17 protein-coding genes are annotated in these 25,204 nt (G+C 64.4%); 5 read left to right on the top strand and 12 right to left on the bottom strand.

Annotation, left to right across the window (positions count from 1 at the left end; all coding sequences use genetic code 11):
* Positions 1-46: 46 nt before the first annotated feature.
* Positions 47-2,005, top strand: a complete 1,959-nt coding sequence (locus P6U25_RS12805; protein WP_407151529.1) for a hypothetical protein — start codon at positions 47-49, stop codon at positions 2,003-2,005.
* A gap of 112 nt (positions 2,006-2,117) precedes the next feature.
* Here the strand turns inward: P6U25_RS12805 and P6U25_RS12800 are convergent, their stop codons facing one another.
* The gene (locus P6U25_RS12800) at positions 2,118-2,687 is read right to left on the bottom strand and encodes a DUF2147 domain-containing protein (RefSeq protein ID WP_407152506.1); all 570 of its coding nucleotides are present in this window, start codon (positions 2,685-2,687) and stop codon (positions 2,118-2,120) included.
* Between the two features lie 125 nt (positions 2,688-2,812).
* The gene (locus P6U25_RS12795) at positions 2,813-3,841 is read right to left on the bottom strand and encodes an NAD(P)/FAD-dependent oxidoreductase (RefSeq protein WP_407151528.1); all 1,029 of its coding nucleotides are present in this window, start codon (positions 3,839-3,841) and stop codon (positions 2,813-2,815) included.
* Between the two features lie 164 nt (positions 3,842-4,005).
* Here P6U25_RS12795 and P6U25_RS12790 point away from each other — a divergent pair, with 164 nt between their 5' ends.
* Entirely contained in the window at positions 4,006-4,467 is a 462-nt protein-coding gene (locus P6U25_RS12790; RefSeq protein ID WP_407151527.1) for an acyl-CoA thioesterase, read from the top strand.
* A 4-nt stretch (positions 4,468-4,471) separates the two neighbouring features.
* Here P6U25_RS12790 and P6U25_RS12785 read toward each other — a convergent pair whose 3' ends face one another.
* Complete coding sequence (locus P6U25_RS12785) at positions 4,472-4,792, bottom strand: 2Fe-2S iron-sulfur cluster-binding protein (protein WP_407151526.1); 321 nt, start codon at positions 4,790-4,792, stop codon at positions 4,472-4,474.
* A 164-nt stretch (positions 4,793-4,956) separates the two neighbouring features.
* Positions 4,957-5,334: an Hpt domain-containing protein gene (locus P6U25_RS12780; protein WP_407151525.1), complete on the bottom strand. Its 378-nt coding sequence runs from the start codon at positions 5,332-5,334 to the stop codon at positions 4,957-4,959.
* A gap of 377 nt (positions 5,335-5,711) precedes the next feature.
* Between P6U25_RS12780 and P6U25_RS12775 the strand changes: the two genes are divergently transcribed.
* Positions 5,712-11,456, top strand: a complete 5,745-nt coding sequence (locus P6U25_RS12775) for a negative regulator of septation ring formation (RefSeq protein WP_407151524.1) — start codon at positions 5,712-5,714, stop codon at positions 11,454-11,456.
* Between the two features lie 684 nt (positions 11,457-12,140).
* Here P6U25_RS12775 and P6U25_RS12770 read toward each other — a convergent pair.
* From P6U25_RS12770 to P6U25_RS12760, 3 genes are all read right to left on the bottom strand, one after another.
* Complete coding sequence (locus P6U25_RS12770; protein WP_407151523.1) at positions 12,141-13,001, bottom strand: MlaD family protein; 861 nt, start codon at positions 12,999-13,001, stop codon at positions 12,141-12,143.
* Positions 13,002-13,103: 102 nt separating this feature from the next.
* Positions 13,104-13,880, bottom strand: coding sequence for an ABC transporter ATP-binding protein (locus P6U25_RS12765; protein ID WP_407151522.1), 777 nt, complete (start codon positions 13,878-13,880; stop codon positions 13,104-13,106).
* Positions 13,881-13,882: 2 nt separating this feature from the next.
* Entirely contained in the window at positions 13,883-15,016 is a 1,134-nt protein-coding gene (locus P6U25_RS12760) for an MlaE family ABC transporter permease (RefSeq protein WP_407151521.1), read from the bottom strand.
* A gap of 135 nt (positions 15,017-15,151) precedes the next feature.
* Here P6U25_RS12760 and dgcA point away from each other — a divergent pair, with 135 nt between their 5' ends.
* The gene (gene dgcA / locus P6U25_RS12755) at positions 15,152-16,153 is read left to right on the top strand and encodes an N-acetyl-D-Glu racemase DgcA (protein ID WP_407151520.1); all 1,002 of its coding nucleotides are present in this window, start codon (positions 15,152-15,154) and stop codon (positions 16,151-16,153) included.
* Here the strand turns inward: dgcA and P6U25_RS12750 are convergent.
* Positions 16,123-17,172 (bottom strand): MFS transporter, encoded by a 1,050-nt coding sequence (locus tag P6U25_RS12750; RefSeq protein ID WP_407151519.1) that lies wholly within the window; start codon positions 17,170-17,172, stop codon positions 16,123-16,125. The genes dgcA and P6U25_RS12750 overlap by 31 nt on opposite strands.
* Before the next feature lie 75 nt (positions 17,173-17,247).
* Here P6U25_RS12750 and P6U25_RS12745 point away from each other — a divergent pair, with 75 nt between their 5' ends.
* Positions 17,248-18,507: a hypothetical protein gene (locus tag P6U25_RS12745; RefSeq protein WP_407151518.1), complete on the top strand. Its 1,260-nt coding sequence runs from the start codon at positions 17,248-17,250 to the stop codon at positions 18,505-18,507.
* A 168-nt stretch (positions 18,508-18,675) separates the two neighbouring features.
* On the opposite strand, the gene P6U25_RS12740 is transcribed toward P6U25_RS12745, so the two are convergent.
* The 4 genes from P6U25_RS12740 to P6U25_RS12725 form a co-directional block, all read right to left on the bottom strand.
* On the bottom strand, positions 18,676-21,348 hold the full coding sequence (locus P6U25_RS12740; RefSeq protein ID WP_407151517.1) for an autotransporter domain-containing protein: 2,673 nt from the start codon (positions 21,346-21,348) through the stop codon (positions 18,676-18,678).
* A 659-nt stretch (positions 21,349-22,007) separates the two neighbouring features.
* Positions 22,008-22,997: a threonine/serine dehydratase gene (locus P6U25_RS12735; RefSeq protein ID WP_407151516.1), complete on the bottom strand. Its 990-nt coding sequence runs from the start codon at positions 22,995-22,997 to the stop codon at positions 22,008-22,010.
* 71 nt (positions 22,998-23,068) lie between these two features.
* The gene (locus P6U25_RS12730; protein ID WP_407151515.1) at positions 23,069-24,160 is read right to left on the bottom strand and encodes a glycosyltransferase family 4 protein; all 1,092 of its coding nucleotides are present in this window, start codon (positions 24,158-24,160) and stop codon (positions 23,069-23,071) included.
* Positions 24,157-24,969: a UDP-2,3-diacylglucosamine diphosphatase gene (locus P6U25_RS12725; protein WP_407151514.1), complete on the bottom strand. Its 813-nt coding sequence runs from the start codon at positions 24,967-24,969 to the stop codon at positions 24,157-24,159. The genes P6U25_RS12730 and P6U25_RS12725 overlap by 4 nt, the downstream gene beginning before the upstream one ends.
* Positions 24,970-25,204: the final 235 nt, after the last annotated feature.

The following is a 25,204-nucleotide window of genomic DNA, read 5'->3' as shown; positions in this document are numbered from 1 at the left end:
AACCCGGCTCTCTTATTTTTGCCTTACCGTTGACGTCAAACGCGCCATGGCTGGTTTTTTGGCTCGATTTTCGTTTCGTTTGACGGTCTGCACGGTGCTGCTCGGCAGCGCGCTATCTGCGGTCATCGCATCGGCCGCGAAAGCGCAGGACACCCCCTTGCAGATTTCCTGGGAGGTCCGCAACCGCTTCCGCCTGTTCCGCGAGGAACGTGACTTCCGCCTCCAGGTGGAGAGCGGGCTTGGACGCAGCGTATTGGACTCGGAGCGGGTGCTGGAATTGCAGAGCGACGGCCGCGGCTGGGCGCGCAACACCGTCAACCGGCTCTGCATCGACCTGCAAGGCCGCGTCAACGAGCCCTGCACTCGCGACAACGTCAAAGAAAGCTACCTGACGCCGATCGACCACGCGATCGTCGTCCGCCTCACAGGTCCGGTCCCGGTCGGCGCGACCTGCGCCTGGTCGTTTGACGATGGCGACGGGCCGCAATCCTCGACGTTCGATTGCGCCGAGCCGGTCAATCTGCGCGTCCGCTACGGTCGGACCACGGTCGCAACCGTCGACGTCGCGAGCGGTTCCGAAGCAAATCAGCGGGTCACGACCCAGATCGCGGTGCGGGATTTCTTCATCGCCGGCCTCGGCGACAGCATCGCCTCCGGCGAAGGCAATCCGGACCGCGCGATCGCGCTGTCCGACGACGGCTTCTGCTTCCGCTCCTATCTCGGGGGCGCGCAGTACTATCGGCCGAGCCGCGCCGGCTACAAGGGTGGGCGCGCCTGCGAGGCACCGGACACCCTGTCCAACTGGCAGCGCCACAGCGCGCTATGGTTCAACTCGGCCTGCCATCGCTCACTCTACAGCTACCAGACCCGCACTGCGCTGGCATTGGCCGTGCAATATCCGCACATCGCGGTGACCTATTTGCCGTTGGCCTGCACCGGCGCCACCATTGCCGACGGGCTACTCGGCTCGCAGCAGGCGCGCGAGTGCCTGCCGACGAAGACCGCCAACACCTGTTCGGGCACCGTGAGCGGCCAGCTCGCCGAATTGCGCGCCGCCCTGGCGGCCGCGAGGCGCCGCCAGCCGGACCGCACGCTCGACCTCGTGCTGTTGTCGATTGGCGCCAACGACATCTACTTCTCCGGTCTTGTCGCCGACGTGATCGTCGACACTCCGACCGAGCGCACGCTGTTCAAGCGCGGCGGCTCGTTGGCATCGGTCGACGATGCCCGCTCGGCGCTAGCCCGCGATCTGCCGTCCGGTTTCGCCAAGCTGCGCGATGCGCTGAAGCCGCTGGTCGGCGGCGACCTGTCGCGTGTCATTTATACGGCCTATGCCAATCCGGCGCTGACCAATGGCGGCACCCCCTGCCCCGGCGGCCGCGCCGGGTTCGATATCCATCCCTCCTTCAACGCTGATCCGCAACGGCTCGCGACCGTCTCGAGCTTCGTGCAGAACGAGTTCCTGCCGCAGCTCAAGGCGCTCGCGCTGTGCCAGTCCGGCGTCATCTGCCGCGATCCGCAGACCGACCGGATGACGTTCGTCGACGCACATCAGGACGCCTTTGCAAGCCACGGCTTCTGCGCCCGTGCGTCGACCGATCCCGAGTTCGATCGCGACTGCTTCTCGGCCAATGGTGACAGCTTCGTGTCCGACATTGTCGCCGCGGCGAACCAACCGCTCAAATGCGGCCGCAGCGCCGGCGACTATCGCGCCTACCTGCCGCGCGCGCGCTGGATCCGCGATGCCAATGACAGCTACTTCGCGGCGATGACTTATCCGCAGGCTCTGCCGGCCTCGATGCAGCCAACCGATATCCACGACGCGACGTGGGGTATTCTCTCCGCCGTTTACGGTGGCGCTGTCCATCCGACCGCGGAAGGACACGCGGCGATGGCGGATGCGGCCGTGCCTGCCGCCGCCGGCGTGCTGCAACTCGACAACGTCGTGCCGGAAATCATTTCGGAGCCGGTGGCGCCGCTGCCCGCGGCGCCGGAGCGGCGCTAAGGTTGACGCGCAAGAAAACGCGTCACGCTATTCCTTCGCGACAAGCGCGGAATCCGTTTGCGCGCGCAAGAGCTAAAGAGCGAAGACGATACAACCTCAATCTAATCGCGCTTTAATGCCGTTTCGTCATCGGCGAGGTCGATGTCGGCGTCGTCTTCACGGCTGCGAGCGACGGCATGTATTTGGCGACGATCGCCGGATCGAGCTGGGCCATCGCAGTGTCCGGCAGTCGGGTCCAGACTTCGTCCTTGCCAAACAGCGAGATGCCGAGATAGCCGCGCATCGTCAACGTCTGCCCATCGGCGCTCAGCGTCATCCTGGCCTTGTAGACCTTGCCGTCGCGCGGATCGAGCACGTTGCCGTTCTCGTATTTCAGGCCCGCGCGCTTCATGTCGCGGATGAACGGCAGCCCAAGCCAAGGCGCGTTCTTGCGATCATCGGTGCATTTCGCGCAGACGGGATTGGGCGGATCGTCGGCGTCGGGAAACATCTTGGCGATCACGCCTTCGAAGGTGCCGCTGTGGTCTAAGATCAGAAACCACCCGGTCGTCTTGCCGTCCTCTACCTTCTGCCACAGGCCGACGGCGGAAGGCTCTGCGGCCGAGGCCGCAAATGGAATCGCAACGACAAGCGTCGTTGCGATCGCGAAGATCAGCCGAAGTCTGGATAGCGTGGTGCGCATCGTCATCACCTGATCAATCGACAAGCCCAGCTTTAGAGTCTACGTCCATTTCGCGGAGTGTTCTAGTACCCCACGCGACGGCCGAGACGCCGAAGCCGTTTCTGTCGGCCACAATTCGGCTGCAATCAGGTCACGCCGAGCTTCTTCTGCAAGCTCGAAGACGATGTCGTGTACTGGAACACCAACCGCTTGTCAGGATAGACATAGCGGTGCGCCTTCTGCGCCATCAGCGCACCCTCGTGGAAGCCGGAGAGGATCAGCTTCAGCTTGCCTGGATAGGTGTTGATGTCGCCGATCGCGAAGATGCCGGGAATATTGGTCTCGAATGCCGCAGTGTCGACCGGCACCAGATTGTTCTCCAGCGCCACGCCCCAGTTCGCAACCGGACCGAGCTTCATGGTGAGCCCGAAGAACGGCAGCATCGTATCGCAGGCGATCGTCGAGATCGCGTTGTCATTGCCCTTGATGGTCGCGGCCGCGAGCTGACCGCTCGCGCCCTCGAGCCCGGTGACCTGACCGATCTTCAGATCCATCTTGCCGTCAGCGACCAGCGCGCGCATTTGCTCGACACTGTGGGGCGCTGCGCGGAAATCGTCGCGTCGATGCAGCAACGTGATGCGCTTGGCGATCGGATGCAGATTGAGCGTCCAGTCGAGCGCGGAATCGCCGCCGCCGACGATCAGAATGGTCTTGTCGCGAAACTGCTCCATCTTGCGCACGGCGTAGTGCACCGACGTCCCTTCATAGGCCTCGATGCCGGGCACCGGCGGCCGCTTGGGCTGGAACGAGCCGCCGCCGGCGGAGATCACCACGACCTTGGCCTCGAACTCCTTGCCTGCATCGGTCTTCACGCGGAACAGCGGATCACCGACCTTCTCGATCGTCTCCACCATTTCGTTGAGATGGAAGGTCGGATTGAACGGCTTGATCTGCTCCATGAGCTGATCGGTGAGGCCCTGGCCGGTAACGAAGGGAATGCCGGGAACGTCGTAGATCGGCTTCTCCGGATAGAGCTCCGCGCACTGGCCACCGATCTTGTCGAGGATGTCGACCAGATGCGTCTTCATGTCGAGCAGGCCCAGTTCGAACACGGCGAACAGTCCGCAGGGACCTGCGCCAATAATCAGCACATCGGTTTTAATCGCTTCGCTCATATCCGCTTCTTTTCAGTTGAAATCGACTGGGGCGGCCATCGCCTGTCCAGCCATCAGGTGGCGCCGGATCGGGAATGCATAATAGGGGTAGAGGCTGGCGCGGCAACCCCTTGCCGAGCCTCGACAAGTCGGCTGTATGGGCTTGAAACTGACGGAGACCGCTCGTGAATGCCCCGATCCGCGCCGACGATACGCCGCGCCTGGAAGACTTCCCTTATCGCCTCACCGACAATGTGCGCTTTGCCGATCTCGATCCGAACGGACACGTCAACAACGCGGTCTATGCTACCTATTTCGAGACCGGCCGCGTCACGCTGGTGAAGGACCGGAGCATGGGGCTGATGCCTCCCGGGCTCGGCTGGATCATGGTGCGCCTCGACATCCATTTCCGCGCCGAGTTGCACTGGCCCGGCAAGATCGATCTCGGGCTCGGCCTCGTGAAATTCGGACGGACCTCGACCGCCTTCGATCAGGTGGTGTTCTCGGAGGGAAAATGCGTGGCGTCGGCGCGGGCCGTTACCGTCATGATCGACGAGGCGACCCGCAGGCCGACGCCGTTGCCGGCCGAGGTCAAAGAGAATTTTCGACGCTGGGTTCGCCGCGGCGTGAATCCGGACGGCGACTAGAACTCTAGGCCTGCCGCTCCGGCGTCGACACAACAAGACCATCGAGCTCGTCGGTCACCTTGATCTGGCAGGACAGCCGCGAGTTCGGCCGAACGTCGAAGCCGAAGTCCAGCATGTCTTCTTCCATCGGCGATGGAGGACCAACCTTCTCGCGCCACGCTTCATCGACATAGACGTGGCAGGTTGCACAGGCGCAGGCCCCGCCGCATTCGGCTTCAATGCCGGGGATGGCGTTGCGGATCGCCCCTTCCATAACGGTCGCGCCGTTCTCGATCTCAATGGTGCGTTTCTCGCCGGAATGGTCGATAAAGTGGATTTTGGCCATGATCGCTCGTGCTGCCGGAGTGCGCCGGACAATGAATGGAAAGGTCCCCGGCAGTCCTATAACGGGTCGATCCCTGCAGCGCTAGCGGCGGCGGCCGAAAACCTGCCGGCCGGTTTGGGATGGGTCGTTTGACGGCTTGCCGGCCCCTTCGAAGGGCGAGAGGCCTACGATCGATGCAGTATCAGGTCGATCGCGGCGCGCGCCTCGGCAATGGCGGTTCCGAGCTCGGTTAGCGGTTGGGATGGATCGGAACCGCTGGACAAAGCCTTTTCCAGCCGGGCCGCGCCCTCGGCCACGCCAAAGGCGCCGATCGCGCGCGCCGATCCCTTAAGGGTGTGAGCATGGGTCGCAGCCTCGGCCGACGACGCCGCTAATTCAGCCAGGATCTTGGCCGACTGTGTGGAGAACATCGCCAACACTTCCCGCTCGAGGCCTGGATCGCCCAGCGTCATGCGCCGGAGGTGTTCGAGGTCGATCGGACCGTTGCCGGGCGCGAGCGGCGGCGATTGTGTCCATTCAACCCGTTCGAGATGAAGTGGCATGACCCGGTCCCTGTCCTCTCCGCTGGGCGGTTCCCGGCGGCCTATCGGCCTAGCCAATCATGAAACTGGTTAACGGATTGTTGTCAGGATGATCTACAAATCGGCCCGATTTCGGACAAGTTCTCGACACAATCGACGCGGTTCGGCCGGAATTTCGAGTAGTCATAAGGCCTTATGGCTTAAAGCTGTTAACGATGATTAAGAAAGTATTAATCGCAAGCATTTCATTCGCATCGCTCAACCAATAGGATGTTTGCGGATGTAGCGGACAAGCCGCCGACGGGCAGCTTGCGTTCCGCATCGGGCACCGGCTCGAGCTTGCGGGGGGACGTTCGCACGCTCGCCGCGCGTAAAATAGTAGAGGGGTTAGACTGAACATGGCGAACACTCCCAAGAAGGTCAAAGATCCCACCGAAGTCGCGCTTTCTGCGATTCAGGAAGCCCTCAACATCAACGAACAGACCGCCGAAAAGTCCGGCGCTACCGCCGAGCAGGCGGCGCCGAGCCTTCCGGTGGCCTCGCCCGATTTCTCGGCTACATCATTCGAGCCCCGTCCGGAGCGCTCTGCATTCGATCCGATCGAGGAGCCGCGCGCGCCGCGCCGCGCCGCCAACGACGATCGCGAGACCATCGGCCAGCTCCTGCAATCGCTGCGAAAGGGCCGCCCCGCCCGCAACGCCTTTATGCTCGCATCGATTGCCGCCGGCGTCTGGCTGCTCGGCTGCATCATCCTCACCGTTGCCTTCCTGCCGTCGCTGCAGGCCGGGATGGCCCAGGGCAGCGGCGTCCTCATGTTCGCCGGCCTCGCCGCTCTCTTCCTTGCGCCGATCTTGCTGTTCTTCTTCCTCGCGAGCCTTGCCTGGCGCGGCCAGGAAATGCAGATGATCGCGCAATCGATGGCACAAGTCGCGATGCGCTTCTCCGAGCCCGAAAACGCCGCCGCCGATTCCATGGTCACGGTCGGTCAGGCGATCCGCCGCGAGGTCGCGGCGATGGGTGACGGTGTCGAGCGTGCGATCGCGCGCGCCGGCGAGCTCGAAACCCTCGTCGCCAACGAAGTTGCGGCACTGGAACGCGCTTATTCGGACAACGAAGTGCGCATCCGCGCGCTGCTGCAGGATATCGCCCATCAGCGCGACAATCTGGTCGGCCAGGCCGAGCAGGTGCGCAGCGCGATCTCCGGCGTGCAGATCGACCTGCGCCATGACATCGCGCTGATCTCGGATGCGATCGCCTCGCGCGTCGACGAGGTGGCAAAGAGCATCACCAGCGCGCTGGAGGAGCGCGGCCAACACATCACGACCGCGCTGGGCCATGCCGGTGACAACATGATCCTCGCGCTCGGCGAGCGCGGCGGCGACCTGCTCGACCGTCTCGAGGAAGCCAGCGCCGAGACGACCCGCGCCGTGCTCGAAGCGTCCGAACGGCTTACCACCAGCCTCAACTTCAAGACCGGCCACGTTCACGACGAATTCGCCGACCTGGCCGACCGCATCCACGAGATGCTGAACGAGCGCGTCGACCGCATCACGGGCGACTTCGAGCAGCGCTCGGCGGCCATTGTCGACGGCATCTCCGACCGCACCGAGCAGGTCCACGACTCGCTCAAGAACTCTGCCGACTCGCTGTTGCTGGAGCTCGAGCTGCGCAGCAACGATCTCGTGAACAAGATCGACGATGCCGGCAACCGCCTCGCCGGCCAGATCATGACGAGCGGCGACAAGGCGAGCGAGGCACTTGATGTCACCGTCAATTCGCTGGTCGCCAAGGTGGTGAGCCAGACCGAGACCGCGCACGACTCGCTGTCGCTGCAGATGAGCGCATTCGACGAGCTGGTGAAGAACCACGGCAGCGATCTCGCCGAGCGCTTCGCCCGCGACTCCGGCACGCTAGGCGCGCTGATCACGCGCCACATCTCGGAGTTCGATCGCACGGTGAAGACTTTCGGCGGCGACATCGTCGAGCGCATGGGTCAGCGGACCCAGGACATCGCCGACAGCCTCAAGACCTACGTCGACACCTTCGATCACCGGGTCAGCTCGAACAGCGGCGAGATCACCGCCTCGCTCGACCAGCGCCTGCTGCAGTTCGAGACCACGCTGGGCGACCGCGTCACCAATCTCGACGCCTCGCTGGACGACAAGCTCCTGACCTTCGACAGCTCACTTGCCAGCAAGATCGGCTCGCTCGACAGTTCGCTCGATGGCCGTCTCAGGTCGCTGGATGACACCATCGATGGCCGCCTGAAGACGCTCGAAATCACCTTCGAGAGCCGTGCGAAGTCCGTCACCGAGTCGATCGACGGCCATCTCGGCGCGCTCGCGACCTCGCTGACCGAAGGCGCCGCCCAGGCGATCCAGTCGATCGACTCGCGGCTCGGCCTGCTCACCACGACCCTGACCGAAGGCACCGTGCAGGCGATTGCCGCGGTCGACCATCGCATCAACGGCGTCAGTGAGACCATCAATGGCCACAGTGATCGCCTCGCCGAGACCATCAACGGCCACAGCGCGCGCCTGACCGATACCATCTCGGCGCGCTTCGTCGACGTCCAGCAGGGCATCGAAACCAGCGTCGGTGCGATTGCCAACGACATCGACACCCGCGTCGCGCAGTTCGAGGATCTGCTCGGCTCGCGCGTCGAAGCCGTCGCGGGCCGCATCGAGAGCAGCGGCCGCCAGGCGAGCGATGATTTGATGGCTCGCGCGGAACTGCTGTCGTCGAGCATCAAGTCCCACGTCGAGGACGCCGAGCGCTCGCTGACCAACCTCGTGGTCAACACCAGCGAGACCATCCAGACCGGTGCGCGCACCGCCCAGCAGGCGCTGCTCACCGTGTCCACGGACGTCGGGGCACAGCTCAAGCTGACGTCGTCCGAAGTCGAGGCCGTGCTGACCGCTGTCGGGACCAGCGCTGCCAATTCGATCCTCACCAGCGCCCGCGACGCGCAAGCCTCGCTGGTCTCCTCCTCCGACGGCGTCGCCTCGCAGATCAAGGCGCTGTCGACCGATGTCGAGCGCACGCTGCAGGCCGCCGGCAGCGCCACCGCAGCCTCGGTGCTGTCGGGCGCCCGCGAAGCCCAGACCGCGCTGGTCACCGCCTCTGCCGAGGCCGCAAGCCAGGTCAAGTCGCTCGCCACCGACGTCGAGCATTCGCTGTCGATGGCCGGCTCCGCCGCCGCCGAAGCGATCATGACCGGTGCGCGCGAGGCCCAGACCACGCTGATCTCGACGTCGACCGACGTCACGGGCCAGGTCAAGTCGCTCGCCGGCGACGTCGAGCGCTCGCTCTCGATGGCCGGCACGGCCACCGCGGAAGCCGTGGTCGCCTCTGCCCGCGAAGCCCAGAGCACGCTGGCCGGTGCATCCACGGAGGCCGCCAATCTGGTGCGCACGCTCGCAGCCGACGTTCAGCACTCGCTCACGACGGCCGGAGCGGCCACGGCCGAGGCAGTCGTCGCAAGCGCGCGCGAGGCCCAGAGCACGCTGGTCGACGCATCCACTGAAGCCACCAGCCTGGTCCGCACCCTCGCCGCCGACATGGAGCGTTCGCTGTCGTTGGCCGGCTCCGCGACCGCGGAGGCTATCACCGCCGGAGCGCGTGATGCCCAGAACACGCTGATCAACGCATCGGCGGACGCTGCGAGCAAGGTGACGGCACTTGCCGCCGACGTCGAGCGTTCGCTGTCCTTGGTCGGCTCCACGACTGCCGAAGCCATCACCGCCAGCGCCCACGAGGCGCAGGGAACCCTCGTGTCTGCGTCCTCGGACGCCGCCAACCACGTCAAGTCGCTGGCGATCGACGTCGAACGCACCCTGACCGCGGTGGGCGCCAACACCGCCCAAGCCATCCTTGGCAGTGCCCGCGAAGCTCAGACTTCGTTCGCAGCGACCTCCACCGAGGCAGCAAGCCAGATTCGCGAGATCTCCGCCGAGATCGAGCGCACGCTGACCACGGCCGGTGCAGAGACTGCGCAGGCCATCCTCGGCAGCGCCCGCGAGGCCCAGAACTCGTTCTCTGCGACCTCCGCCGATGCCGCCAACCAGATCCGCACGCTCTCAGCCGATATCGAGCGTTCGCTCGGCGCGGTCACGGCCAAAACCACCGACAACATCCAGACATCGGCGCAGAACGCGCAGGCGGCGTTGGTCAACATGTCCAGCGAGGTCTCGACCAAGGTCAAGTCGACCGCAGCCGATATCGAACGCTCGGTGCTGTCTGCTTCGAGCGCGTTCGGCTCGGCGATGACCGGCAAGACCGACGAGATCGTCACCTATGTGCAGCAACAGACCGATCGCCTGTCGCAGATGGTCGACAGTCGCCGGGGCGCGTTGGTCGAGGCGCTCACCGCCAAGGCCACGCATCTTGCGACCGACATCGATCGCGCCACTGCCGATGCGCTGAAGGCGATCGAAACCCGCGGCCAGGCGTTCTCGCAATCGATGGCGGCGCACGGCAGCGACGTCGCGCGCAACATCACCTCCGCTGGCGACCAGGCGACCGGCGCGGTGGCGAAGTCGCTCAAGGACCTCGAGCAAGCCTCACGCGCTGCGATCGATCAGTCGCGTCAGGTCTCGATCTCGGCCGTCACCGAAATGCAGGAGACCAGCAAGATCCTGCGCACCGATACGGTGGCGCTGTTCGAGCGGCTGCGCGAGGGCAACATCTTGCTGCAGGAAGTGCTGACCGGCGCCCACGACAACCTCAACTCGCTTGAGCGTGCGCTGGTAACCCGCGTGGCCGACTTCGTGTCCGCCATGAACGACGTCACCTCGCGGAACGGCATCGCGACCCAGGCCCTCGAAGACCAGCTCACGGTGTTCAACGGCAAGACGAGCAAGGCGCTGGAGGACCTCGGTGAGCTGTCGAGCCAGTTCGAGACGCATGGAAAGGCGCTGATCGACGCGGCTGCCATGGTCGAGCAGGCCAATCGCTCCACGACGGCGTCCGTCAACGAGCGCAAGTCGGCACTGGAATCGCTGATCACGACCATCGATCTGCGTACCACCGATCTCGACCAGCGGCTGTCGCGTTTCACCGGCCTGCTCGACGAGTCGCTCGCTGCGGCCGAAGAGCGTGCCCGCGACATCGCTCGCGTGGTGGCGGAGACCGCCGGCGCCGGTTCGGCGACGATCAGCCGGCAATTCGAGGCGGTGCGGCTTGCAGCCGAAAACGAGCGTCAGCAGACGATCGACGCCATGAACGACCTCTACCAGCAGAGCAACGCCGAGACCGATGCGATGTTCAAGGAATCGACGGAGAAGTTCTCCGCGATGGTCACGGCGATGAAGCAGATGGCGACCGAGATGCACAACGAGCTCGAGGCCACCCGCAACGAGCTGCGCCGCGGCGTGCTCGAAATGCCGCAGGAAGCCGCCGAGAACACCGCGCAGATGCGCAAGGTGATCGTCGACCAGATCGAGGCACTGGCCGAGCTCAACCGCATCGTGGCGCATCACGGCCGCGGCCTCGACGTCGTCAGCGGCAATCGCGCCAGCGTTCGCGAGGAACCGCTGGTGGCGGCCGCCGCTGGCGGTGGTCGCGGCGAAGTGCGCATGCGTGACAACGGCAACAGCGCCTCGACGCTGCCGCCGCCGGACCTGGGCGTGCAGAATTTGGGCATGCCGTCCTCGCGGCGGACCGAAGCGCCGCCAGTCAGCCCGACAGGTCCCGACAATGGCCGCGGCGATGGCTGGCTGTCGGACCTGCTCAACCGCAGCGACGCTACGTCCCCCGGCCCGGGCCGCGAGGCGCAGCGGCCCCGCCCGGCGCCGCAGGCCGCCACCAATCCGCTGGAGTCGCTGTCGCTCGACATCGCGCGGCTGATGGACCGCAATCTGGCCGCCGAAATGTGGGATCGCTACCAGCGCGGCGAGAACAAGGCGTTCAACAAGCGCCTCTACACGCCGGCCGGCCAGAAGGCCTTCGATGAGGTGGCTCGGAAGTATCGCTCCGACCGCGGCTTCAAGCAGACGGTCGACCGCTACATCGCCGAGTTCGAGCGCCTGCTCGACGAGGTCGCCCGCGACGGCCGCGACCCGCACGAACTGCGCAGCCACCTGATCTCGGAGACGGGACTGGTTTACACCCTGCTCGCGCATGCGGCCGGGCGGCTGGGGTGAATTGGCGAATAGCGAGTAGCGAATAGCGAATGAAAAACGGAGGCCGAAAGGCCTCCGTTTTGTCCGCTCGGTCGTCATGCCCGCGCATGCGGGCATCCAGTACGCCGCGGCCTCTCGATCAAGCTCTGACATCTCTGGAATACTGGATCACCCGCATGCGCGGGTGATGACGGCTGAGCAAGCTGTTCGACATGTGAATCGAGGCATCACTTCTTCGTTGCGAGCCAACGGGTCGCGTGGACGCGCGCCCGATGGGCGCGCATCCTCTCAGTCGTCATGGCCCGCGCAGGCGGGCCATCCAGTACGCCGCGGCCTCTCGGTTCAAGCACCGGCCTCTCTGGAATACTGGATCACCCGCATGCGCGGGTGATGACACAGCGCTGTTTGAACCGTGAACTTGGAACGGCCCCCGTCATTGCGGGTTCGGACCGGCGTGACGTCGCTGACCTGGAACTCACTCACTTTCTTCGAGGAGCTCGCGACAAAATTGCAAGGCAATTTTGCGCTGAAGCGACGACTTGTCCGCCGAAGCCTCGGCGAAGGCGGAAGCAATCATGCCTCCGCGGTCGCGGTGGGATGGTTTGCTTCGCTGAGCCTGTCACCGGGCGCGCATTCGCGCGACCCGTTGGCTCGCAATGACGGGTCCGGCAAAATATTCGCTATTCGCCAAGCACCGTTGGCGCATCACCGCCGCCGTGGCCCAGGCGGTGCGGGGGCTGGTGCAGGCTCAGGCGCGTTGTTGCTACCGCCGAAGATCACCCGGCTCGGGTTGCGATCGAAATTGTTGACGGCGCGGCTGATGTCCGACAGCGTCCTGCGACCGTCGAGGATCAGAGCATTGGAACGTTTGTCGAGATCGTCGGCAAGCTCGCGGATCGACTTCACCATCAGATTGAGCTCGCCGCCATTGTTGCCGCCGGCGATCGCGTTCAGCCCGAGCATCAAGTTGTCGGCCTTGCCCATCACGCCGTCGACCTTGAGCATGACGTTGTCGATCTTCTCGGAGTTGCGCGCCAACGCTGAAGTGAAGGTCTCGAGGTTCTTGAGCGAATTCTTCACCGACTCCTGATTGTCGGCGACGATGCGATTGACGTTCTGCAGCGTGGCGCGGATCGCCTCGGTGACGTCCTGCAGGGAGTTGGGGTCGGCGGTGAGCACCGGGATGCCGTCCTCGTCGAGCGGCACCGGCGCGGCCGCCTCCTCACCGCCGCGCAGCGAGATCGCAGCGACGCCGGTGAGCCCCTGGAATTCGAGGCCGACATGGGTGTCCTTGCGGATCGGGGCATTGTTCTCGATCATCGCCAGCGCGATCACGCGGCGCGGATTGTCGAGCTTGACTGAGATCACCTCCCCTATCCGGATACCATTAAAATTGACACTGCCACCGTTGCGCAGGCCTGACGCCGGACCTTCGAAGACCACCCGCAAGGGGCTGCGCTGCTTGGTGGTGTGCAGGCTCTGGAACCAGAGCACGAAGCCGAACGCGGCCGCGATCACCGCCAGCGTGAACGCTCCGATCAGCACGTAGTTCGCCCGCGTTTCCATCAATCGGCTCCTAGGCTCTCACGCAGCCAGCCTGCGTCGGAGCCCGTCGAATTGCTCTGTGGCGCATAATCTGGTCCGAAAACCGGTCTTCGCATTTCGGGATCATGCGCCAGCCACAACGGCGCGGGCACGCTTGCCGTTGAAGTATTGCTGCAGCCAGGGATGCTGGGATGCCTTCATGTCGGCGATCGATCCTGCAGCAATGATCTTACCGTTCCCTAAAACGGCGATGCGGTCGCACGCTGTATATAGGCTGTCGAGATCGTGGGTTACCATGAAAACGGTCAGCCCCAAAGTACGCTGCAGGGTGCGCACCAGCTCGTCGAATTCGCCGGCGCCGATCGGATCGAGGCCCGACGTCGGTTCGTCCAGAAACACCAGCTCGGGATCGAGCGCGAGCGCGCGCGCCAGGGCCACGCGCTTGATCATGCCACCTGACAACTCCGACGGATAGCGGTCGGCGACCTCGGGCTTCAGGCCGACCATCACGAGTTTGGCGACCATGATCTCGTCGAGCAGTCGCTGCGAGACACGTAGATATTCGCGCACCGGAAACTGGATGTTCTGGCGCACCGTCAGCGATGAGAACAGCGCCCCCTGCTGGAACAGGATGCCCCAGCGCCGCTCGACGCCGCGCCGCTCGGCGGTACCAGCGGCATCGAGATCGATCCCGAACACCTCGATGCGGCCGGAGACCTTCGGCACGAGGCCGATAATGGTGCGTGTCAACACCGACTTGCCGGCCCCCGACGGACCGACGAAGCCGAGGATCTCACCGCGTTTGACGTCGAGATTGAGGCCATCGAGCACGCGGGTCTTGCCGAATTGCACAGTGATGTCGCGGACCCGAATGATGGCGTTGTCTGCCTGCTCCGGCATGATCAGATCCCGATCGATGCGAAGAAGATCGCGAATATGCCGTCCATCACGATCACGAAGAAAATCCCTTTCACCACCGACGAGGTGGTGTGCTGCCCGAGCGATTCCGCCGAGCCTTGCACCGCAAGCCCCTCGACGCAGGCCACGATGCCGATCACGGCCGCCATGACCGGTGCCTTGACGAGGCCGACGATGAAATGATCGATCGATATGGCGTCACGAAGGCGGAGCAAGAAGGCCTCCGGATCGATGCCACCGTAAAGCCAGGCCACCAGGCCGCCGCCATAGAGCGCCGCCATCGCGCCGAGAAAAGCCAGGATCGGCATCGCCAGCACCAGCGCAAGCATGCGCGGCAGGATCAGGACCTCGATCGGATCGAAGCCCATGGTGCGCAGCGCGTCGATCTCCTCGCGCATCTTCATCGAGCCGAGCTCGGCGGTGTAGGCCGAACCGGAACGGCCCGCCACCATGATCGCGACCAGCAGCACGCCGATCTCGCGCAGCACCAGCACGCCGAGCATGTCGACGACAAAAATGTCGGCGCCGAACTGGCGGAAATGAAAAATGCCCTGCTGCGAGATGATGCAGCCGATCAGGAAGGTGATCAGCACCACGATCGGCACCGCGCGCCAGCACACCTGCTCAAGATGATGCACCGTAGAGGTCAAGCGGAAGCTGCGCGGATGGACCAGCACCTTGCCGGACGCGGTGATCACGGCGCCGAGCATATCGACCAGGCTGACGATGGTGCCGGCGATGCCGACCACGGTGCGGCCAATCTGCTCGAGCATGACCGTGATCGAGAGCGGCTCGCTGTCGGCCCTGGGCGCCGCGCCGACGCGGCGGACCTCGTCCACCAGGCTGGAATAGTTGGCGGAGAGGCCGGCGATCATGGCCTCCGTGGTGGTGTCGCTGAGGCTGCGGCGCAACCGCTCGATCAGCCAGGCGCCGAAGGTGTCGAGGCTGGAGATCTGGGAGACGTCGATGAAGATATGCGGACGGCTGCCGCGCAGCCTCTCGGCATCCGAGACAATCCGCTCGAGCGCCGGAGCAAAGCGGGCTGTCCAGCTTCCCGCCGCACACAACGCCAGTCCCTCGCCTTGGGCTATCCGCTCCAGTGTCGGGTCGCCGCTCACCTTTTTTGCCTACCCCTCGGCTGGTTGGCCTGCATGTTACCGGCGCGGCCGGGCCGGGTTGTCGAATCTGCCACTAACCAGCCATAATTGATCGCAGGTCGCAAGCCTACGGTCCAGGAAATAGTAGACTTTTAAATGACTTCCACCCCACTCCGCGCAATTTCCCTGAGCGCCCGGATCGAGCGCTGGCCGATCGCCGGCAGCTTCACGATCAGCCGCGGCGCCAAGACTGAGGCTGTTGTCGTGGTGGCCGAGGTCCGCCAAGACGGCCTGACGGGCCGCGGCGAATGCGTGCCCTATTCCCGCTACGGCGAAACGCCGGAGGAGACCCTGCGGGCGATCCGGGCCCTGCAGGAGCCGCTCGCCGGCGGCATCGACCGCGACGCCCTGCAGGCCAGGATGCCTACGGGCGCTGCCCGCAACGCACTTGACTGCGCCCTGTTGGACCTGAAGGCCAAGCGTGCCGGCCAGCGCATCTGGGATCTGCTCGGCCGGCCCGCGCCCGAGGCCCGCACCACCGCCTATACGATCTCGCTCGGAACCCCCGAGGCGATGGCCGAGGCCACCGCCTCGGCGGCGCATCGCCCGCTGCTCAAGATCAAGCTCGGTGGCGATGGCGACGGTGCGCGGATTGCCGCTGTGCGCCAGGCGGCACCGGCCTCCGAGTTGATCGTCGACGCCAACGAGGCCTGGACCGAGAGCAATCTTGCCGCCAACCTCTCGGCCTGCGCCGAAGCCGGCGTCACCCTGATCGAGCAGCCGCTGCCGGCCGGCAAGGACGAAGCCCTGTCGCGGATCACGCGCCCGGTCCCGGTCTGCGCCGACGAGAGCGTGCATGACCGCGCCTCGCTCGAGGGCCTGCGCGGCCGCTATGATGCCGTCAACATCAAGCTCGACAAGACCGGCGGGCTGACCGAGGCATTGGCGATGGCGGACGCCGCCCGCGCGCTCGGCTTCGAGATCATGATCGGCTGCATGGTCGCGACCTCGCTGGCGATGGCCCCGGCGATGCTGATCGCGCAGGCCGCGCGTTTCGTCGACCTCGACGGCCCGCTGCTGCTGGCGCGCGACCGCGAGAACGGCCTGCGCTACGACGGCAGCCTCGTCTATCCCCCGGACGCCGCGCTCTGGGGATGATGGGCGAACCGCCTGCGGGACAGCCACATCACGAGCCCGCCCGCCGCCCCCATCGCAGCCATCATGTCGTAGACGCCCAGTCCGTAGCGCGCATAGACCATGCCGCTCAGGATCGACGCGGTGCTCGCGACGATGCCGCCACACGCGGTGAGGTAGCCCTGCCCGCGCGCCATCACATGGGACGGTACATGATGCACCATCAGGCCCATGATGCCGACCTGCGTCAGCCCGAAGGTCAACCCGTGCGCGAGCTGCACGACCGCGAGGATCGCGAGCGGCGGATCCTGCGCCGTGATGGTCCACCGCGCCACGGCGCTGGCGCCCGCGATCACCACGAGCGTTGCTGACGGCAGCGTGAAACGCGGCGACAGCGCAAACAGCACGATCTCGGCGAGAACGCCGATCACCCACAGCCCCGCGATCGTCAGGCCGCTGAAGCCGGCCTGCCGCCAGGCGATCGACGCGAAGACATAATAGGCAGAGTGGCTGCTCTGGATCAGCGCCGAGGATACGATGATCGCCAGGAAGCCGGGATCGCGCAGAAGCTTTCGTGCACCGGCCGTTGGCGCGGTCACGGCGGCTGGCCGGTCGAGTGGCCGCAGCGTCAAGGCTACCATCGCTGTGACGACGGTCATGGCCGTGATGATCCAGATCAGGTGGACCTCAGCGACATAGCCGAGCAGCAGGCCGCTTGCGAGCGCGCAGGCCACGAACGCGGTCGATCCCCACAGCCGCAGCGGTCCATAGCTGAGGCCGTAACGCGTCACGCCGCGCAGCATCTGCCGGCGTTCCGCCGCAGCGGTGACCAGCGGCAGCAACGTGAAGCGCGTCACCGCCGGCACCGCCGTGATGATGCCGATCCAGGTGGCATCGATGCCGATCGCCTTCAGCCACACCGTGAAAAATGGCAGATGGACGCCCGTCATCCCGAACAGCGTGGCGTAGAATGCCGCCAGGCTCCTGGCGAATCGCCGCGACGCAACCTTGGCTGCGATGGGGATTTGTGATTCGGAAGACATCAATTCAATTGCGATTCGCGCGATATCGTGGTGATCGTTAGCGTAACGCGCAGTGATTTGCGCGAAGAGATTGTGATGGCCGAAGAAGCATTCGCCCTGTCGCCGATTTCCGCCCGCGCGGCCCAGCCGAGCGAGGAGGACTATGCCGCGATCAGCGAGGCCTTCATGGAGACCTCGCGGGGCCGCTGGTTCCTCGGCGAGTACGCCAAGCGCAACCGCAACGCCGATACCCGCATGGTGCTCGACGCCGTGGCGAGGATCGAGGAGAGCTTGGCCGCGCAGCGACAGGCGGCCGCAGACGCCTTCAGGGACGAGCAGCTCCAACTGGCGTTGGCCGCCTTGCGCGGCGCGGTCGAGGCCGTGCAGGCCTCCGCCATTGCCGCGCTCGATGACCTGAGCTTTGAGCAAAGGCTCGCGCCGATCCGCAAGGGCGTGCGGGTGATCCGGGAAATCTCGTGGCGGCTGCGCGAGATCGGCAACGATGGCCGGATCTGCGACATCATGGATTCGCAGGCCAGCGCCATCGAGGCCGGCGCCGCCCAGATCTCGCTCGGCGAGGCCAAAGCCGTCGTGGATGCGGCATTCGCGGCACTGACCCGTCGGCTGACCGAGTTCAACGCGGATGAGGCGGCCGTGCCTGCGACAGAGCCTACCGTCGCCGAGGCACCGGTCGCGGAGGCGCCGGCTCCTCCCTCGCCAACTCCCGCAGCCGATAGCATCCAGCCCGAAATCGTGGCCGCGGAGGCGGCACCTGCTTGCGAGGTGCCCGTGACGCCGGACGCTGTACCTGCTGGGGCCGAGACGTCACACCCCACCGCTGACGCATTCGCAAAAGCCGAGGCCGCGTTGGCGGAAGCCGAGGCTGCCGAAGTTGCCCGCGTCGCCGATGAGGCGGCCGCCGACGCGCAGGACGAAGCGGTGCTCGACCTCATTGCGATGGAGATGGGCGCGCCCGATCCGATCGACGATGACGAGGCCATGCTGATTGCAGAGATGCGCGCCGCTGAAGCAATGGCAGCCGAGCCCGAGATCGCTGTGCCGGCGCTGAACACGGAGCTGCTTCAGGCAGCCGAGCCAGCGCCAGAGCTCGCACGGACCCCGGAGCCGATCCTCGAACCGCAACTGGCGGCCGATGCGCGGATTGCAGAGGCGACTGCGAACCCGGCGGCGACGCAAGCCGATCTCGAAACCATTCCGGCTCCCGCGACCGACGTCTCGCTCGGCTCGACGATCATCGCCAGCGGCCTCGTGAAAAGGCCGAGCGCCGCGGCCAACGACCCGCTCGCGCCGATCCGACGCATGAGCCAGGTCGAGAAGATCGCGTTCTTCTCGTAAGCGCGGCGCACTGCCAAAATATCGAAAACAACCCCATGCAAAGTAGCCGGCGGCTGCCGGCGTTCGACACGGAAACTTGACACGTCGGGCAAATCAGCCGTATTTTCTATTATTCCGAAATCTCGCAACTGCCGCCGCGACCGCATGGCGCGGGCGTTGTCGCACCACTCACCAGGTGTAGCGAAGGATGCCCGAGCCGGCGTAGATCTGCGCGCCGGAGGCAAACTCGCCGTCGAACTTGGCGAGCACTGACCAGTGCGGCGTGAGGAATAGTTGCGCGCTGGCACTGGCGAGCGCCGAGTCGTGCGGGATCGGCGCGCCGGTCACGGTGAAGCTCGACCCGGGCAGCGACTCGAATGAGGCTTTGAGCGCCGGGTTGCTGACCCAGTCATGCGCCCACGCCACTTTCGCGCGCAGAACGAGCGGCATCGCGTTCACAGTTGTCAGATCATCGAAGCGGCCGCCCAATTCGCTGCGCGTATCGGTGCCGTTCATGGCATCATGGGACAGGCCGAAGCCGCTGGCGGTCACATCGGCCTCGCTGTAGGACGGCGTGCGGAAATCTTGCACCTGGATCGCCGCATAGGGCGTGATGCCGATGGTCTCGTAAGCAACCGGGACGGCAAAGCGGTAGCCGCCTTCGAGCCTTGCGGCGTAGCTCTGGCCCTGGAAGCTCGCATTAAACGGCACGCCCAAAGCAGTACGGCTGGTGGTGAACCAGTTGTTGGCAAAGGAGAGCGCGCCTGCAAGGTAGGCCGGGCCCTGATGGGTGATGCCATAGATGCCGGCAAGGAACGCGTCGCTCCTGCCGCCGCCGAGTCCTTGCGCCAAACTCCAGTTGGTGCCGCCGCCGGCGAGCGAAAAGCCCACAACGCTATTGGGCGAGTAGCGATAATCCATTCCGGCCGCGTAGCCGAAGGTACTCGCCGTCACGTCGTTCGAGCCGACAGCGGGATTGCCGTTGGTCGTGCCGCTGCCGCCGAAGCCCGCTCCCCATGCGGTCCAGCGTTGCTCAAACGTTGGAATGGGCGCCTTGAACACCGCACGGGGCGCCTTGTACACCATCCCAGACGGCGGACTGACCTGCTGCTGGGGCTGCTGCTCGGGCTCAAGGCCGGAGGTGGCCAAATGCGGGTCGAGCATCAGACTCAGGAACTCGTTCGTCAGCGTGAACGCGCTGCGCTCGGCCCCGGTCGCGTTCTCGCCATCGATTTGTGTCAGCGCGTTGGCGAGATTCGCCCCTGTGAGATTGAACAGCCTGCCAAAGCCGGTCGGCAGCGTAGCGCCGGAGTTGAAGAGATTGTTGATCGCAGTGGCGACGTTCCGCTGGTTGACGTTGATCGCCGTGTTGGCACCGAGCGCGGCGGTGAGGTTCAGGAACACATCGTCGGCGCTATAGCTCAGGCTGTCGGTGAAATTGGGAGACAGGTTGGTATTGATCAGGCTCGAAAACGTCGTGCCACCGAGCCCTGCCGACTGCAGGATCATATATTGTTTGGCCACAGACGTGCCGGGAGCGAACGCGGCATTCACCGTGCCGTCCAGCTTCGCCGAGCCATTGACTATCAATTGATCGGCTTGGGACGGTTGTGGCCCAGCAATACCGATACCCAAGGTGCCGTTGGCTCCTTGCTGATAGTTACCGTTGATCGTCAGCGCACCGGGCGTGCCATTGGGGCCTGTCGGGATCACCACGCCATTGTTGATGAGTGTCGGAGTCGTGATCGTGCCATTCCCCGTGATCTCGCCATTCGGACCCACGACCGTTCCACCATTGGCAGTGACTGTCCCCCCATCCGTAATATCAAGCACACCGGAGCCCTGCGGCCCGACCAGCAACGTTCCGGTGTCGTTCAACTGTGAACCGGAACCATCTACCACGACACTACCGCTGGAACCCGGTTCCTCGCCGATAATGGCGTCCCCAACGCTTACCTTGCCGCCGTCAATAATACCCAATGCTCCGGAGCCGCTACCGCCAATGACCGCGGTTCCTGAGTCCGTCAAGGTAGAGCCCGGTCCCTCAACCCCCTTTATATCAGTCGAGCCTCGACTACCGCCCAGATCAATCGGCGTTGCAGGATCGATGTCCATACCCGAGATATCCACATAGGACGTGGCGATCGTATGGTTATCTGACTCAAAGCCAGTGCCAATTCCTACGTTTGAAAGGACGATCCGATTGAACGTTAAATTCGGATTGGACGGATCGGCGTAGAAATTGATGAAGGCATACGGCTCGCTTGAGTTCGCGCCGCTATTTGGGTTGCCAAAAAAAGCGCTTTTGTTGGCTGATCCGTTGATGAAATTCACGACATCCGATGTTCTGAAAGTCTCCACCAGCGTGCTGCCTGAATAGAACTGTAGCACGTTGTTCGGGTCGCCCGCAGACCACCACATGCCAAAATATCGTTGTGGGGCCGTGAAGGTGAGTGTTGTGGGATTAGAAGCCGGATTGATGCTTTGGTTGACGGTCAGGTAATTCCCCGTGCCTCCTGCGCCACCAAACGCATCTGCACGTCGGATCTGGCCATGGTCGTAGCTTCCCAGCGCGGAATTTTGTGCGAACGGAAAGGAACTCGACTGGAATCCGGCAGACAACTCATTGAAGTTCTCTTGGAATACGCTGGTCGCACCAAATCCGCTCGGATTTGTGAAAAGGGAGGATTGCTGGACTCCAGGTTGTTCGAGTGTCACCAGAACATTTTGGGCGCATGCGGTACGCGCTGTCGCCAGCAAGGCTATGCACATCAGCAAGGCTAGGCACACAAGAGTGCGAGCTAAGCGCTGATCACCTAGCAAATCTGTAGCAATCTCAGAGAAGCCAGCGAGTCCTTCCATGTCCCACGGTCCCTGTCTTATTTTTTTGGTACTGTTATACAGACTCAGCCCTGCATCAACGCGATAGTCGCATGTCAAGCGAATAAACCCATTGATGTGGCAATCATGGCACGGAACAACTCTAGGTTTTTACGGAAATCGGTTGGTTCCCTTTGTGTCCGACGCTCAACTCCGATGACCAATGCTGTAGCAGAGAATAACAGGCGGGCGGACTCCTGGGCGACCTCCGCTCCCCGAGAGTTCCCGAAAGGCTAAGAATTACACGGTTTCGAAGCCGCGGTGACATGCATGATCGGCACTCCGAAACTGCTGCAAAAAGCGGGCGCTCAGTTAGCGAGGAGATTGAGAGTCGGACTCTGTTTTCGTCCGAGGCGGAGCGAAAGAACTCAACGAAATATGGAAGCAGCGCGTAAACAGCTTTAAGCGAAAGAGCAGAAGTTTGGCGCGCAAGAGAAGCAAATCAGCCAATTAGAAGCTAAGCCCGGCGGGCGCAGGTTCGGTGCCACCGCGAGCTTCAATTCTGGTCCACACGTCGGTGCGCAAATCGAGGAACATGGGTGGTGGCCGGCGCGGCTTCATGCGCTGATCGCATCGACCGCCAAAAACGACAATGGGCAGAGCGGCCACGCTCTGCCCATTGTCCATCCGATCAGTCCGCGTCAGGCCACCAGTTTGGCGAACAACTCCGCGTCGACATTGCCGCCCGAGAGCACGATGACGACGTTCTTGCCCTTGGCGTCGATCCGTCCCGCCAGCAATGCAGCGAGTCCGACCGCGCCGCCGGGCTCGACCACGAGCTTCAGCTCGCGATAGGCAAAAGCAACCGCGGCGCCGACTTCGTCGTCGGAGGCGCTCACACCGGTCGCCAAAAGCTTGCTGTTGATCGCGAAGGTGAGCTCGCCCGGCATCATCGCCATCAGTGCGTCGCAGATCGTGCGCCCCGCCACCGGATGCGCCTCGCGGTGCCCGACCTTGAGCGACAGCGCATGGTCGTCATAGCCCGCGGGCTCGGCGACGATCACCTGGGCCTGCGGAAATTTCGCCTTCACCGCGGTGGCGACACCTGCGATCAAGCCGCCGCCGGAGGCCGGCGCCACGACGATGTCGGGCGCGAGTCCGAGCGCCGTCATGTCTTCGGCGATCTCGCGACCGGCGGTGCCCTGCCCTGCAATCACGAAGGGATCGTCATAGGGACGCACCAGCGTGGCGCCGCGCTTGCTCGCAATGCCGTTGGCAATCGCCTCGCGGTCGTCGCGATCGCGGTCGTAGAGCACGACTTCGGCGCCGTAGGACTTGGTCCGCTCGCGCTTGGTGACGGGAGAGTCGGCAGGCATCACGATGGTCGCCTGCATGTTGAGGATTTTGGCTGCGGCCGCGACGCCCTGGGCATGATTGCCCGACGAGAACGCGACCACGCCGCCGCCGCGCGCTCCTTGCGGGATCGAGGCGAGCTTATTGAAGGCGCCGCGGAACTTGAAGGATCCTGTCCGCTGCAGCATCTCGGGCTTGAGGAAGACCTTGGTGCCGACCCGTTCGTTGAGAACGGGAAAGGTCAGGAGCGGCGTACGCACCGCGAACGGCGCGACCACCCTTGCGGCGGCATCGATATCCGCGGCAGCGACGGGCGGGTTTAAGGCGTTTTCCATCATCCGCAATTTCTATCGCGGCGGCGGATAGTCCGGCAAGACGCTTTGGCGTGAGGCCTGCGACGCGAGGCCGGTCAGCGCGGCGTGGGCTGGGTGGCCGGCAGCGCGCTGAAATGGTGTCCTTCGACGCCGAACTCGATGGCTTCGCCCTCGCGATCCCGCGCGACCGGCCGGACGTTCATGGCGCGGTCGATGAACACCCGCGCGGAGGCCTGCCAGGTGTGGAGCGCAGCAAAATCAACGCAGGCCTGCCGCGGGATGCTCAGCGCCTCCAGGCAGGCGTGACGCAAATCCTCGTCGAGCACGCCGACCGGAGCCGCCCCGATCACGTCGAGGGGGCCGGTGACCGGAAATGCGGCAACCGGCAGGCCGCTTGCCAGCGCCTCGAGCAGCACGAGGCCGAACGTATCGGTCCGGCTCGGGAAGACGAACACGTCGGCGGCCGCGTAAATCTCGGCCAGTTCCTCGCCATGGCGGGCGCCGAGAAACACCGCCTGCGGATATTTCCGCTCCAGCGCCGCACGTGCGGGCCCATCGCCGACCACCACCTTGGTGCCGGGCAGATCGAGATCGAGGAAGGCCTCGAGATTCTTCTCCACCGCCACGCGGCCGACGCTGAGATAGACCGGCTGCGGCAGACAGAGATCGACATCGCGCGGATGGAACAACGCGGTATCGACACCGCGCGACCACAGCACCACGTTGCGGAAACCACGCAACCGCAATTCGCCGGCCAGCGCCGGTGTCGCCGCCATCACGGCCTGGCTGGACTTGTGGAACCAGCGCAGCGCGCGCCAGATCCAGGATTCCGGGACAGGTGATCGCGCCGAAACATATTCGGGAAAGCGGGTGTGGAAGCTCGTCGTGAACGGCAAGCCGCGCTTGCGGCAATAGCGGCGAGCGGACAGCCCGATCGGCCCTTCGGTGGCGATGTGGATACTGTCGGGCTTGGCCGCCTCGATCAGGCTGGCGACCTTCGCCCGATACGGCAGAGCCAGCCTGAGATCGCGATAGCTCGGCATCGCGAAGGTGCGAAACGATTCCGGCGTCAGGAAGCTCACCTCGACGCCGAGTGACTTCGCCGCCTGCGCCATCATGGTCAGCGTGCGGACAACCCCGTTGACCTGGGGATGCCACGCATCGGTCGCGACCAGGATATGCGTCATGCGGCGCGTGCCGTCACTCGCGGAACCGGCGCGATGCGGCGCACCGGATCGGTCCAGATGATGATCTCGAAGCGGCCGTCCTCGTGCTCGGCGAGCGCGGTGCAGCTCTCCACCCAATCGCCGCAGTTCATGTAGCGGATGCCGTGCTCGTCATGAATGGTCGCGTAGTGGATGTGGCCGCAGATCACGCCGTCGCAGCCGTGGCGGCGCGCCTCGCCCGCGAGTGTGGCCTCGAACGCACCGATATAGTTCACCGCCTTCTTGACCTTCAGCTTGGCCCATTGCGACAGCGACCAATAGGGCACGCCGAACATCTTGCGGAAGAAGTTCACGAAGCGATTCATCTGGATCGCGAAGTCGTAGGCTTTGTCACCGAGATGAGCGAGCCAACGCGCGTTCTGCACCACGAGGTCGAAGATGTCGCCGTGGATCACGAGATAGCGCTTGCCGTCGGCGCCGGTGTGGACGGTGTTCTCCACCACGTCGATGCCGCCGAAATGGGTGCCGTAATATTTGCGCAGAAATTCGTCGTGGTTGCCCGGGACGTAGATCACCTTGGCGCCCTTGCGTGCCTTGCGCAGCATCTTCTGCACGAAGTCGTTGTGAGTCTGCGGCCAGTACCAGTTCGATTTCAGCGCCCAGCCGTCGACGATATCGCCAACGAGATAGATCGTGTCGGCATCGTGAGAGCGGAGGAAGTCAAGCAGGCGGTCGGCTTGCGACCCGCGGGCTCCGAGGTGGACGTCGGAGATGAACAAAGTGCGAAAGCGCCGCTCGGGGCTTTCTTCACTCAAGGAGTCGCTTCCCATGCCGGTGCACCTAACAGATTCCTGTGACAAGGCGATGACGATCCCCGCGACCGAAGGCCCTGGAAAGCTAACGAGAATCAGTTGCACGCCTCTTCATTGGCGATAACAGCGTGATGCGACAATCTGGCGACATGGCAACGCGCAGATGCCTGGACGCAGGTCACTTCGATGTTCGCTTGGATGGTTCAACCGCCGTCATCACCCGGACGGCGCGACGAAGAACAAGGCCGGCGCG

The sequence above is a fragment of the Bradyrhizobium sp. ORS 86 genome (genome assembly GCF_045571475.1).
Classification (GTDB): Bacteria; Pseudomonadota; Alphaproteobacteria; order Rhizobiales; family Xanthobacteraceae; genus Bradyrhizobium.
The sequence above is the reverse complement of the archived record's forward strand: the minus strand, read 5'-3'. Positions and strand labels throughout refer to the sequence as shown.

What these genes read in the sequence shown, in the direction of transcription:
- P6U25_RS12725 (WP_407151514.1), bottom strand. Translation starts at nt 24,969, where the DNA reads ATGGGAAGCGACTCCTTGAGTGAAGAAAGCCCCGAGCGGCGCTTTCGC.
- P6U25_RS12800 (WP_407152506.1), bottom strand. Translation starts at nt 2,687, where the DNA reads ATGCGCACCACGCTATCCAGACTTCGGCTGATCTTCGCGATCGCAACG.
- P6U25_RS12740 (WP_407151517.1), bottom strand. Translation starts at nt 21,348, where the DNA reads ATGGAAGGACTCGCTGGCTTCTCTGAGATTGCTACAGATTTGCTAGGT.
- P6U25_RS12735 (WP_407151516.1), bottom strand. Translation starts at nt 22,997, where the DNA reads ATGATGGAAAACGCCTTAAACCCGCCCGTCGCTGCCGCGGATATCGAT.
- P6U25_RS12730 (WP_407151515.1), bottom strand. Translation starts at nt 24,160, where the DNA reads ATGACGCATATCCTGGTCGCGACCGATGCGTGGCATCCCCAGGTCAAC.
- P6U25_RS12780 (WP_407151525.1), bottom strand. Translation starts at nt 5,334, where the DNA reads ATGCCACTTCATCTCGAACGGGTTGAATGGACACAATCGCCGCCGCTC.
- P6U25_RS12770 (WP_407151523.1), bottom strand. Translation starts at nt 13,001, where the DNA reads ATGGAAACGCGGGCGAACTACGTGCTGATCGGAGCGTTCACGCTGGCG.
- P6U25_RS12745 (WP_407151518.1), top strand. Translation starts at nt 17,248, where the DNA reads ATGGCCGAAGAAGCATTCGCCCTGTCGCCGATTTCCGCCCGCGCGGCC.
- P6U25_RS12765 (WP_407151522.1), bottom strand. Translation starts at nt 13,880, where the DNA reads ATGCCGGAGCAGGCAGACAACGCCATCATTCGGGTCCGCGACATCACT.
- P6U25_RS12785 (WP_407151526.1), bottom strand. Translation starts at nt 4,792, where the DNA reads ATGGCCAAAATCCACTTTATCGACCATTCCGGCGAGAAACGCACCATT.
- P6U25_RS12795 (WP_407151528.1), bottom strand. Translation starts at nt 3,841, where the DNA reads ATGAGCGAAGCGATTAAAACCGATGTGCTGATTATTGGCGCAGGTCCC.
- P6U25_RS12805 (WP_407151529.1), top strand. Translation starts at nt 47, where the DNA reads ATGGCTGGTTTTTTGGCTCGATTTTCGTTTCGTTTGACGGTCTGCACG.
- P6U25_RS12775 (WP_407151524.1), top strand. Translation starts at nt 5,712, where the DNA reads ATGGCGAACACTCCCAAGAAGGTCAAAGATCCCACCGAAGTCGCGCTT.
- P6U25_RS12750 (WP_407151519.1), bottom strand. Translation starts at nt 17,172, where the DNA reads ATGTCTTCCGAATCACAAATCCCCATCGCAGCCAAGGTTGCGTCGCGG.
- dgcA (WP_407151520.1), top strand. Translation starts at nt 15,152, where the DNA reads ATGACTTCCACCCCACTCCGCGCAATTTCCCTGAGCGCCCGGATCGAG.